The sequence below is a fragment of the Novipirellula sp. genome, from assembly GCF_041583735.1.
Classification (GTDB): Bacteria; Planctomycetota; Planctomycetia; order Pirellulales; family Pirellulaceae; genus Novipirellula.
The window spans coordinates 1-13,460 of the sequence record NZ_JBFHFD010000019.1; the positions used below are offsets into that span (position 1 = coordinate 1).

Sequence of the window (13,460 nt, forward strand, 5' to 3'; positions counted from 1 at the left end):
CTAATCGCAGACAATCATTTTAGTACGGTGGTGGAAGTCGTCGACCGGGTCCCAGTGGTGATCGTCGAAAACGCGTTTGAACTCGCCGAGATGCAACAAGATTCGTACTTTGTCCAGGCGGCGTTGGGATGGATCGACGGCGTCCCGCTGAGTGACAATTCGATCTATGTGCCGACGCTGGTTTCGCCATCCGAATTGCCGACGATGGATCTTTCTCAGCAACGCGTCGTCGTGATTCCCAATCTGACGCGGTTGGACGAGGACATCGTTGCGATCCTTAGCGACTTTGTCTCCGATGGAGGCGGTTTGTGGATCGGACTTGGGCCTCGAACTGACGTCGATTCCTTCAACCACTCGTTGTTTGCCGACGCCAGTGGACTGTCCCCCTTAAAAATCGACCGCATCGTCGACGCCGAGGATACCGAAGACGCGGGGGAAGATTCCGATCCAGAGCAAACGGAACGCCGGCGTACCCAAATCGACCCGTTTCGAAGTACGCACCCGGCGACACGTCAATTAACCGATGACAAACAGCTTGATTTAGCCGACGCAGTGATCCGCCGCCGTTTCCAATTCGTCACCAGCGAGAACAGTAAAGCGTTGTCAGTGCTGCTAAAACTCAGTAATGGACAGCCATTGGCGGCGGAGAATTTTGTCGGACGGGGGCGAGTGATCGTGCAAGCGGTTCCGCTGCGATTGCAATGGAGTGATCTTGCCCGCACCCAGTCATTCGTGGTGATGGTGCGTGACTGGATTGACTATTTAGCGCAGCCTCGGGCGACGCAGTACAACCTGCAACCCGGTGAACCCATTGTGTTCCGGGTACCGTACTCCGACACGTCCGAGCAAGCCAATGCGGATGCGGCAACGGCGATTCTCAGATCGCCGCACGGAGACGCGATCGAATTGACCGCCAATCAACGTGACGATGGATTCGAATTCCGGTCGAGCCGCACTCGATTGCCGGGCGCCTACGAGTTGGAAATCGGGCTTGCCGATCGTGCGATTCCGTTTCAAGTGCTACGAGGCAGCGATGAGTCGAATTTGGTTCCGCTTAGTTCCGATGCGGTTCAGCAGATTGCGGCTTCGACCACCGCGAACCCGTCGATCGAGCGGTTGTCCGCGACGGCGTCGACGCAATCCGATCCGCTGTGGCCTTACCTATTGACGGGACTGATTTTGTTGATCACCGGCGAATTGGTCCTTTCGGGCATTCTGGCTCGCGAGCGTTTTGGTGTCGCGGGAATCCCTGAGTATTCCGAAATGGATGCCCCCACGTTGGGAGTGACCATCGACAATGCAGTCTCGGGCCAACCGAACTTAACCGAACGCAGGTCCCACGTTGACGCACAACCATCGGAGGTCAATTGAACGATGGGAGCCACAGAAACCACCACCCAACAATACATCACGCTCGAACACCCGTTCAATCTACCATTGATTGTCTTGGTCACGCTGATTTGCGCCGCCGTCATGGTATGGGCTTTGTATCGCGAACGACGCATTCTGGGAGCAAAGACCACGTCGCTGTTCTTACTCCTTCGCGTGCTTGCGATTGCAACCGCCCTCTGGATGTTGCTCGCTCCCACAAGTGTACTTGAAGAATCGACATCAACGAAAAAGGCGGTGGTCATTCTATCCGACGTCAGTGCCAGCATGGCGACGGTCGATCCGGCTGGAACGGCGGACGATCTGCGTTGGGCGCTCTCGGATACTGCAGGGATCAGCGATTCCTCGCTTATCGAGCCTATCGCACTTGCGGACCGAACGATCGCGGCACTGGGAGTGGCCCATCGCGAGTTGTCCGCCGCGATCAGCGACCTGGAAAAACATGGCGGCGAACGTTTGGTAAGCGAGCATGTTCGTTTGGCCAGCAAGGCGATCACACGATCGAGGATGCATCTAAATCAAATTCGTGACGGGGGAACATCTGCCGACGTGCGGGATTTGGACACGATCATCCCGTTGCTTGCTCGTTTGTCGACGCTGCTGGAGAGCCCCGAGTGCGATGCGTTGGTTGATCTTGCCCAGACGCTGCAGCGAGATCGCTCACCTAGCGAAGCCGGTTGGCGCGAAGGGCTTACCGATCTGGTGGGACGAACGGCGATTGCACGCCGAGTTTCGATCGAACTTACCGAGCAACTTTCCAAGCATGCCTCTGCGTCGCCGGACCGCGGTGTGGTCGCATCCACAACATTTCAAAACCGAGCCCGCGGCCAGCGTGTCGCCTCGTTGTTAAACCAGCTTGGTGATTCGAGTTTGGATTCGATCAAAGAAACCGCGGACGTACACTGGAGCTTCTTTGATGACGCGCCACGGGATCTATCCGGCAACAAGGAAGCATCGATGTTTCTAAGCGAATTGGCGGACCGTGATGATTTGGTGAAGGTAACGGATCTATCCGCTGGGCTGCGACATGTCGATCGAATGCGGCAAGATCAGCCGGTCGCGGCAACTTTTGTACTGTCGGACGTCGCACACAATCTCGCCAGCGAGCGAAAGCCGACGGAAATTGCCACGCAGATGGAAGGTTCCCCTGTATACGTGGTCCCCATTGGCAACCCGTCGCGACTGCGGGATATCGATTTGATTTCGACCAGTGCCCCGATCGTCGCAATGCGAAACGACGCAGTGGTGATCGAGGCCCATTTGGAAGCCTACCAGTGCTTGGGTGAGACTTGTCTGGTCCAACTGATGCAGGACGGACAAGTCATCGATTTTCGAAACGTTCTGATTGACTCGGCTTCCGCCAGCCACCGCGTTCGATTTGACCAACGTGTCTCCGAGATTGGCACGGCAACGTTTCAAATCGCCGTGGACCCACTTGATGGCGAAATGACGTTGGGGAACAATTTTGGCGAAGTTGAGATCAACGTGACGCGGAGTGATATTAAGGTCCTGCTCTGCGATGAACATCCACGCTGGGAATATCGTTATCTCGCACAACTGTTTCGTCGCGATGATAAAGTAGAGGTCGACGAATTGCTCTACCATCCGCGAGTGATCGCAACCGGTCGTCGTGAGGAAACGAAAACGTTCCCGGTCACCGTCGACCAGTGGGATCAATACGATGTCGTTATTTTGGGCGACATTCAGCCCGATCATTTCCCGGCCCAATCGCAAGAGTCGCTACGGCAATACTTGCGGACTCGCGGTGGCACGCTAATCATGATCGCTGGCGATGCCGCGATGCCTCATGCTTATGTAGACCATCCGCTCGCCGAGGTTGTTCCGGTTCGCCCGATCGAGGAAGCTGACGACATTAATCGTGAATATTCCTTCCGTGTGACTGAGCAGGGAAGATCGCACGTGGCGCTAATGATCGGCGAAACGGATTCGGCGACACGTGATGCATGGGACTTTGTCAATCGTTTTTCACCGCTCCATCAAGTATCGCGTTGGCGGTCGCCGCTGCCAACGGCTCGCAGTTTGATCGCGGCGGCCCCCCGTGACCTCGGCGCCAACGCAAGTGATGCCGAGCTGTCCGATTCGACGTTCCTGTGTTGGCAACCGGTGGGCCGCGGACGTGTCGTCTATTTAGCCGGACCAGATACCTACCGCTTGCGTTTTCTGCGTGGGGATCAGTTGCATTATCGTTTCTGGGGTCAATTGATGCGATGGGCGATCGCATCGGATCTGTCCGCAGGTAACCGGTCGGTACGAATTCGCACTAGCAAGACGCTCTATGAAACCGACCAGACCGTGGACGTCGAAGTTGAATTGCTTGATTCTGAGGGCAACCCCGTGATCGAAGATAGCGGTGCAACCGATGTACTAAACCTGCGTCTGATCTCGGGTGAAGACGAGCGAATGGTTCCACTGGCGGCGGATGCGGAGCGTCCAGGCCACTATCGAGCCGATATCCGCTCGTTGAAACCGGGGGTCTATCAGGCTCAACCGGGTGGCAGTTTGGTTGAGTCGCTTGCGGAAATCGATGCAGCCGAAGCCACCCCGGAAATCGCGTCAGCCACCTTTACGGTACAGGCTGATTTGCCAACCGAGCTTGTCGATACGCGGTGCAATCGCGTGTTGGCGGGACAAGTCGCTGAATTGAGTGGTGGCCAGGTATTGCCCCCCACCGCAGTGAGCGAAATCATCGAGCTGACGAATTTGGATCCGATCGTCACCCACCGCGTCCAGCGTCAACCGTTATGGCTGCGTTGGCGGTATCTATGGCTCGTGTTTGGGTGTTTGCAAATCGAATGGATTATTCGTAAGTGGAGAGGGCTTTCATAATCATGTCAGCTTCAATTTCAATGCGTCCGTTACCCTCCGCCATGACCGTCAAACTGAGATCGGTTCGATGGCGGCATGCAATGTTCGCTGCCATTCGTGCCCTTTCGGTCGGATGGTGCGTGTTGATCGTACTGATGACTCTATCGATGGCACTGGATTGGTTGTTTCCGTTCATGGATTCATTGGTGCGACCCCTGATGACATCAGCAACGTTGATCGCAACCGCGATGACGGTGGCCATGATGGGAATCAAGCCGATCCGCCGATCACTAGGATGGCATCACGCCGCGAGTTGTGTTGACGTTGGCGTCCCTCAATTGGAAGAACGTTGGTCCACGGTCGCAAGTTTGTCGACGCGAGATCAATCCGCTGATTCGGCAACTGCCAAGGCGATGGCGGCCCAAGTCACCAGCGAAGCGATCGCGATGGAGCGAATTGTCCGTCCCGATGCAATTGCGTCGCCGGTCCCACTTCGACGGACGCTTGTGGCCGCCGCCATCATGGGCATCATCCTGCTCGGTGTAATTGCGACTAGCCCCAAGCAAATGTCCATTTTGTTGCAACGGTTCTGGAATCCCACGACGAACATTACCGCGACACAGTTAACCAGTGTGACGGGGGATCTGCGAGTGCCTCGCGGTGACACCATCCGTCTGGTCACGAAGCTGAGTGGAGTGAGTCGTTCGATGGCGATGTTGACGCTGCGAGACGACGAGGGGCATGAACAAACACATCGACTGCGGCCGGACGATGAGATAGCGGATCAGTTTTCGCACCCATTGCGTGTCGATCAATCGCTGAGCTACCGCATTCGCTCGGGGGACGCACAAACCGATTGGAATCAAATCAAAGCGATCGATTACCCCGAGATTGCAGAGTTGCAGTTTTCAATCGAGTTCCCCGAGTATACCGATCGACCGAGCGTCCATCGCGACCTACTTCCACGACGCATCAAGGTTGTCCAGGGCAGCAATCTGACTTTGGCGATCAAGCCTCTTGAAGCTCCGCAACGCCTTTCGATTTCCATCGCTGCACCGAAGCAATCGGTTCGCGATGTGGAATCCGATCAAACGTCGCAGAATGAAACAGTGCGAGACTTAGTGCCGGATGCGGATGAATGGTACCAATTTCGCATGCAACTGATCGACGATGTCGTGCTGCGACCTGTATTAGAGAGTCGCGATGGATTGACCAACCAACGAAAAACGTTCTGTCGTATCGACGTGATTGCAGACAAAGCTCCTGTTGCACGCGTCATCAGCCCGACCGATGAGATGGCGGTTGCGGTCGATGAAACGATCGATATCGAATTCGAAGCTCATGACGATCACGGAATTGCCACCGCTGAGTTGGTGATTTATGACGAAACACAGAAAGACGCCGAGGGAAACCCAAAAGTCGTCGCGGTGAAAGAAATTCCGCTCGGCGATCAGAAGATGCAAAGGCATGTGATGGGGAAGACGCAGCTCGATTTGAAAGAGCTGAATTTGCCTGAGGGAAGCGAAATCAGTTACGCAGTCCGCGTTTCCGACAACCGCAATGTCCCCGCAGTAGAGCCCTCGACGCCCGATTCGCATTCGCCGCTTGCTCCGAATACCGGCGACCAAGATGAGACGCGGATCGGAGCGATACCGAAGCAAACAGCTGACGCTCCGGCCCCCAAAAACAATGCGGCGTCGCTCAAAGCCAATGAAAACGCTTTGGCCCGACAAGACAGCGATGACACTGATCGGATGCCAACACTAGCGGATTCCGATGCCAACCAATCCGCGATGCCTGGGGCCGTGGCGAATGAGACCGACAAGGATCCGGCCGCCGTTGCGAATCAGTCTCCATCCGATCCCGCCTCAAAACAGAACCCGCAGGCGAAGGAACCAGCGTCCTCAGCCGAACAAATCGCAAAAACATCAGAGGACGATCAAGCTCGCGGGGACTCCAGCGAGACAGACACCCCGCAAATGAATGTCGACGATCCAAGAGATCAAACCGCGGAAAAACTAGACGGGAGTTCATCCGACAAAACCGCTGGCAAAAACGACAGCGTCGAGAATGACAAGTCAAATCGTGACGTAGCGAACAAGGATAATGTCGTCACGGAGGAAACCGCTCCAAAACGTGACTGGGCCCCCTCCGATGCGATGCCCGAGCCGAACCAACAAGAAAAATCATCTTCGCCCGCGGCGTCCAGTTTGGCGAATGTTTCTGCTACATCATCCACCAGCGACACACCACCGCCGCCCCCTGCCAAGTATTCACTCGAGCCACAACGCAGTCGTAGCGGCCAAAACACGATGACCGGTCGACGGCGGTTGAAGATCACCGCAAGATTGGCCGCGATTGCAGAGGCGAATGATCTTCCTGGCGAAGAAATGGAGGTGCGTGATAACGTTGTCACGATCGACAAAATGCTCGCCGAGATCGAAACAGGGCTGAAGCAATTGCTTGACCACAGAATCGCCGATGCGGATCGGGCGGAACAGTTCCGGCGGTTGGATGTCGGACTGGGAAACATCGAATCGTATGTCGCGGATCTGCGTGAGCAAACGAAACAGAATCAATATGCCTTTGTGGGCCTTCAGATGGTCGACATCGCACGGACCCACGTCACTCCGGCCCGAGACCGTGTGTTTGCCGCCATCCAAAGGCCCAACGCCAGCGACGCGGATGCCAGGGTGTCACTTCAACATGTGGTCCGAGCACGCGAGTTATTGGATGCTCTGCTGAAACGCTACGACCGTGTGGTTCAGGAAAAGAAGTTGAAACGTTCGCTCGACGAAACCGTCACAATGTACGAGATCTATATCGAGAAGCGACGAACCTTGATGCGGGAATCACGGCAGAACCGTAACCCGCTCGAACGCAAAATGGGGATCATCGAGGTCGACCAAGAATACCTCGATCGCTTCGCGGAAGTTGTCAAACTGCGTCGCGAGATGATGGACGAGTTCGCACAAATGCTCGGCGATGATCCGCGACTGCTTTCCCGATATCTCGAATTAGTCAAACGCCGTCGAAACTCGTTGCGAGACCGTTTAACCGATATCTCACAGCGACAATATGATGCGACTGAAGAAGTATTGGGATGGTTGCAGATTGATGAAAGTCAAAAGCCGGATCTATGGACCATCATCGTCGAATTGCGTTTACACTCGGCAACGGAGTTGGCAAAAGATGCTGCGGAACTAGCCGAACGGATCGAAAAGCAAATGCCGCTTGAACTTGATGCTGCCGTTGGCACCTCCGCGGATGTCATTCGTCAAGCGAAACAGATCGCGAGTCTCGCTCGCACGATCAGCTTTGACGCCGAGAAGGTAATCGCAGCGGCGGGGGCCGTGGAAGAAAAGAGCTCTTTGGTTGACCATGCTCGGACACTGGTCGCCCAATTCGACCGCTTCTCTGCAACGCTCGATCGTTTGTTGTTCGAAAACGAGGCGGTCGATGCGATCACGGACTACGTCGAACCTCGGATGTTGGAAACGCGGACCGTCGCCGACCAGGCAGACGCCTGGGCCATATTGAGCCAAGGTTTGGCGGAACAATCTTATTCGCGGATTGTCAAAACGGAACAGCATCGCATTGCCGTCGAAACGCAAGTGCTGAGAGTCGAAATGCTTGACATGAAGACCGAATTAGACGGCCAATTTCAACAGTTCGCGGAATCTCCGGTCCCCAACGAGATCGCGGTCATGATCGAGCAATTGCATCGGTTGATGGAAACGATCACGTTCAACCAAGCCGCAGCGGCGTTTCGGGCAGGTCAGACGCAACTCGATTCCGCCGCCCGACAACAACAACTTGCCACCGAGCGGTTGATCGAAGCCGAACAGCTCTTCGACAAGATTCGTCGTGCCGTCGTCGACGCGTTGGACCAATACGATATGCAAAATCCGAATATTGCCGACCTTCGCGATCCCACACTCGATGAGTTTCTAGCACGACTCGAACGCGAGCCTAATATTGCGGCTCAATTGGGAATCCCCAATCGCCCGCGAAATTTGCGTGTGATCGCGGATTCAGTTTTCTGGCAGCAGAGCGGCGCGGGGGCCCTCGGAGAATCGGGTCAGGCCGCCCAAGCGAGACTGAAAGAAGCAATGAAGATGAAGCGAGCGCTCAAAAAGGCAAAGCAAAACAAGCCTGAGCCGCAGGAACTGTCGGACGAGCAACGCGAGAAACGCGAAGAAGCAAAGAAGGCTCAGCAGATGCTCGAAAAATCGTTGGTCGAAATCCAAGAACAACGAGACGATCCGAAGACATCCGACGCGCAACGGCGACGCTTGGAACAGCTCGCCGAGGATGTTCAGAAAATGATCGATCTTTCTGACGATGAAAATGGCGACCGTGCCGCGTGGGACCGAATCGTCCAATCGGACGAGGCCGCGGCGCTACTGCAAGCGATCTCCGCAGGCAATGCAATTCCCGATCAACAATGGAACAAGCTGCTTTCCACACTCGATGATGGGCTTTGGCAGGTCCGCGGCAAACAACCGCCTGCGGCCTATCGCAAAGCCATCGAACAATACCAAGACCAGATCCGCGAACTGATGCAGACAATCGATGAAGACTAGCAATTTACAAAACCGCGATCGATGTAGACGGATCATCGATGTCGCGATTCCGGGGGACTCAATCAAGGCGAGTGCACGTTGCATCGGTACGCTGGTGCTGTTGACGACAATCGGCTTCTTGCTGGGGACAATCGATGGGCAACACCTCTATGGACAACAAGACAGCGGTTCGGTGATCACAACCAACACAAATTTGAGCGCCGCACTTCCGGCCAGCCAATGGGCGCGAGTGGAGTCCTCGGTCGACCGCGGATTAAAGTGGTTGGCCAGCCAACAAGCCGAAGATGGTCGTTTCCCCAGCGACGAGATCGCTCAACCCGCCGTCACGTCGATGGCAATCATGGCGTTTCTTTCGCGTGGTCATCTGCCCGATCAAGGACCGTATGGCGAAAACATCACTCGAGGGATCGACTTTGTGCTCAGCACGCAGCGGCGACGCGGCTATTTTTCGCTGTTGCCAGTAATTCCTCCGGCACAACATCTGACCCCTTCGCAAACGGTCGTGTACAACCATTCGATTGCCGGATTGATGCTTGGCGAAGTCTATGGAATGTGCTCAGGCGAACGGTCTGCACGAATTGAAGAGGCAATCCATCGGGCGTTGATCTACCACCGCGAGGTGCAATCGCGAACCAAGGCGGCCGAAGCCGACAACGGCGGATGGCGGTACGGGTATCCCGAAAGCCCAACGGCATCGTCGGACATGTCCGTCACCGGATGGGCGTTAATGTTTCTGCGGTCAGCGCGGAACGCGGAATTTAATGTCCCCAAACAATACTTTGACGAAGGCTTGGATTTTGTCCAGCGATGCTACGAACGCGACCTGTCGCAGCACGAAAAGGGAGTGTTTCGATACCGGCCTGTCGAGTCGCAACCATCCAACCCGCAGATCTCTCTGGCCAATACCGCCTCGGCGACACTGACGTTAATCCTGGGCGGACGCCATGACCACGAAGGGGTCGCTACTGCGGTACGATGGTTCCGCAGCCGGGCGTACCCTAATCCTTGGCAAAACAACTATTACTATTTGGCCAGCTATTACAGCAGCCAAGCGATGGCACAAGTCGGCGGGGACGCCTGGGATCAGATCTTTCCGCAAATCGCCGCCGGCATGCTCGAGGAACAAACCGATAGCGGCGGATGGCCTGCGGGCGGCGCCAACGAAAAACATTTTGGCCAGACCTATAGCACCTCGCTAGCGATCCTAGCGCTGACGCCCGCCTACGGTCTGCTGCCGATTTACCAGCGTTAGTTTTGCGTTGGGAAACGCCACAAATATGGATTTTCAATTGCCAATTACAAATCGCTCACTTTCTGTGCGATTGATTTGTCTGTTTATTCTTTTCGTTTTTCCTACCGTCACAACAGCTCAGTTCGGTGGTTTGCGTAAACACGATGACATCGCTCTAAGCACAATTTTCGGAGAACAGCATCGTGCAAACGTCTTGGAGCTGAATCGAAGATCCAATCGATTGACAGCGGACAAGAAGTACCGCTTGCTCCGAGACAAGGTCTTCCCACCAAACGAATTGACAATTCGTATTGATTTTGACTTCTCTCCAACTTCGATTAGCACGGATATGGTCAAAGAGTTTGGACTGGACGCTCTGAAAGATAAGTCTCGCGAACGCGATCGTAGCCAGTCGAACTATTTAGGTGGCGAACTAATCGCTCCGGTACTGCAATTAGTACGCGTCGCAAAAGATCTAGGCAGAATTCCAGAGATCGAGTCTCTGATGGAATCTCGAGAAAACGTACTCGGAGTGGAGTCCAAAGAATCGCTGGCGATCAAGGTGTTGATCGCGATTGCGCAGAACGAGTTTGTTACTGCTCAGAAAAAGATGGAAGATTTGGAGCATTGGGTATCCACTCGGCCAATCGACGCCGCATGTTTGGGCCCGGAGATGGTTGTGATCTCCAGTGCCGCAGACGTTCCGCATTTGCAGGATCAAGCGTTTGTTTTCGCATTTCGTTTTCGCGAGTTGACCGATCAGGAAAACTTGAACGACAGCGAACCGTGGCGAAGACATCTTTTTGCGTGGTTGTCTCAATTCCAGCGAAAAATGCAAGAAGACGCATCCGCGGAGAAAAATTTATTGCATTCGGTCGCCTCTTGGCATCCGGTGACTCGATCAACTTCGGAAACCAATGGACGGGGGTATCCGTCGGCGGAGTGGTTTTCCCAATCGGGGCGACTGTCCAAGGTGAAGGGGCACGATCGCGACTACCTTTATTACGCCATCCCGCTAAAGGGTGACTTTGTCGTCGAAGCCAACGTCAGCGCGTTCAATTACGAAGAGACTCGGTTGGGCTACGGTGGAATCTGGGCAGGGCCGAAATTTGATCACAAAACGATTTTGCATGGTCAATTTGCTGGGGATGACGAAACAATTGCCATCGCCCCCGCACTGGACGAAATTCGCGATTCGATGCGTGTCAGGCTTATTGTCAAAGATGGCGTACGTACTACCGAGATCAATGGCCGCAATGTTTTTGAAGCTCGCGTATCACAAAACGATCCCTGGTTATCGATATTCAGTCATTGGTACACGCACGGTTGGGTCCACGATTTGCGAATTTCGGGTGCCCCGGTCGTGCCTCGGGAAATTGATTTGGCGACAAACTCAGAGTTGCCTGGTTGGAATTCCTATTTCGAGCAGTCCCAACATGATCAAGAAAGTGATTGGCGTTTAACCCCGGAGTCGGAATTCGTGGAATCGGATTTCGATCCAACCAATCAGTCACCCGAATTTGTGTTGCAGGGCGTCCAACATCCCGAGTTAAACGGGTCATTTCAAGAAAGCCTACTGCGATACCATCGTCCAATGATCGAGGACGGTGTGATTTCTTATGACTTCTTCTATCGAGAAGGCGAATTCGAAGTGCATCCTGCGCTTGATCGGTGCGTCTATTTAATAGGTTCCGATGGAGTTAAAGTACATTGGATCAGCGACGGCCGATACGAACGAACAGGGATCGACCCAGCCAACTCACTCGTTGAATCCGTCAACCAGCGAGGCGACAAGACGCTTCCGCTAAAACAGAAACAATGGAATCACGTCGAATTGATTGTCTCAGGCGATGTCGTGAACATCCAACTCAACGGTGCACTTGTTTTCGAGAGAAAATTGGAGCCAACCAATCTGCGAACGTTTGGGTTGTTCCACTATGCTGACAGCAGTGCCGCTGCTGTGAAGAACATCCGTTGGCGTGGCGATTGGCCTAAATCGTTGCCTTCACCGCATCATCAGGAATTGGCGAACGCGACCTTCGAAACGATCTTGGAAGGCTCAAAGCTCTTGCAAACTTTTGAATACGATTTTGCTCAGGGGCTTCCGCTTGACAAGTTTTTGATTTCCGGAGAAGGATGGCGTGATCACCTTGATCAACTGACCGATGGAATACAAACTCGGCTTAAGGGCCGAGACTATCACATCGGTAACCAGTTCAGTCCGCAACTCCGAATCGACGGTGATTTTGACATCATCGCCGCGTTTGATGGATTCGACGCAGCGATTGCCGAGGGGGGCGACGGAAACATCCACCTAAAGGTGGCGTTTGAGCACGAGCAGACCGAATGCTGCCTCTACCGCAAATTTTCACGCTTTGAAAAGAAGCAATTTGGACAACAAGTGATACAAACCGCCAAATTTCATACACACCGTGGCCAGCGGGCTTGGGTGTTCCCTACGCTTGAAAGCGAAGCGACGAAAAGCGGCAAATTGCGACTTATCCGACGCGGCGATCAACTTCACTATCTATTTGCGTATGCGGATTCATCGCACTATCGCTTGCTACATACCGAACCGGTGCCCCGAGATTCGGTGTTGCCAGGCAACTTGCAACTGTGCATCGAAACGACAAAACCAGGACACGCCAGTGTTGTCTGGAATTCGCTCAGCGTTCGTGCGGAATCTCTCTCGGGACTTGCAACGGCCCCCTCCTTTACCGTCGCACAGCTGAATCATTCCCGCGAGTCATTGCGTGATCACGTTGAGCTTGATTTTGCCGATCCAGTCTCGTCCAAACAGTTCGACAAGTGGGGCCAGGACACGCAATTTCGAATGACGCGTGACGGTTTGCTTGTCACTGCACCCGGGTTCGACACTTGGCAAGGACATGCGGTGGTGCCCCGCGTTGAATTCAGTGGGGACTTTGACGTGTCGGTGGACATCGACATAAAAAAACTTCAAAATGCGGATCCTGGTGGCGAGTCAGTGGTCTATTTGCAAACCGAATTCCGGAATCTGGATAAAAACACTATCGAATCGAAATTTGCCAAGTCGGATCGAGGGAACACCACGGGTGAAATTCAAATTCGCCGTGTTAACCCGCATGGAGAATTCGATTACAAAGAGTTGGCGACGATCCCTCTAAAGAACGCGAATCAGTTGCGAATTGCACGGCGAAAAGGGATCGCGTATTTTCTCGTACAAGATGTCAACGATTTGCAACCGACAATGCTTGGCCGTCTTGATGTAGGCGAGACTCCAATTCAACTGGGTGATCTTCGCATCATGCTGCATACAAGCGGCGAAGGCCATGAAACGATTGTGTTGCTGAAGAAGTTGACGCTCCACGCGGATAAGATAAAAAGCCCGTTGAAGTAATGTGCCATCGATGCTCTGTCATCGCCTGCCGAATCTTCTGGCCCCAAAC

At 54.2% G+C, this 13,460-nt stretch carries 4 protein-coding genes and 1 pseudogene; all 5 read left to right on the forward strand.

The genetic code is table 11. The features are described 5' to 3' along the window. A pseudogene (locus ABX962_RS03060) lies at positions 1-1,371 on the forward strand (hypothetical protein); the annotation flags it as partial. 3 nt (positions 1,372-1,374) lie between these two features. Then, positions 1,375-4,236 (forward strand): hypothetical protein, encoded by a 2,862-nt coding sequence (locus ABX962_RS03065; protein ID WP_372716503.1) that lies wholly within the window; start codon positions 1,375-1,377, stop codon positions 4,234-4,236. Positions 4,237-4,238: 2 nt separating this feature from the next. Next, on the forward strand, positions 4,239-8,801 hold the full coding sequence (locus tag ABX962_RS03070; protein ID WP_372716505.1) for a hypothetical protein: 4,563 nt from the start codon (positions 4,239-4,241) through the stop codon (positions 8,799-8,801). Next, positions 8,791-10,053, forward strand: a complete 1,263-nt coding sequence (locus ABX962_RS03075) for a prenyltransferase/squalene oxidase repeat-containing protein (RefSeq protein WP_372716507.1) — start codon at positions 8,791-8,793, stop codon at positions 10,051-10,053. Before ABX962_RS03070 ends, ABX962_RS03075 begins: the two co-directional genes overlap by 11 nt. A gap of 220 nt (positions 10,054-10,273) precedes the next feature. Continuing rightward, a complete protein-coding gene (locus ABX962_RS03080; protein WP_372716509.1) occupies positions 10,274-13,411 on the forward strand; it encodes a DUF1583 domain-containing protein in 3,138 nt (1,045 codons plus the stop codon). Positions 13,412-13,460 lie beyond the last annotated feature (49 nt).

What these genes read in the sequence shown, in the direction of transcription:
- ABX962_RS03065 (WP_372716503.1), top strand. Translation starts at nt 1,375, where the DNA reads ATGGGAGCCACAGAAACCACCACCCAACAATACATCACGCTCGAACAC.
- ABX962_RS03070 (WP_372716505.1), top strand. Translation starts at nt 4,239, where the DNA reads ATGTCAGCTTCAATTTCAATGCGTCCGTTACCCTCCGCCATGACCGTC.
- ABX962_RS03075 (WP_372716507.1), top strand. Translation starts at nt 8,791, where the DNA reads ATGAAGACTAGCAATTTACAAAACCGCGATCGATGTAGACGGATCATC.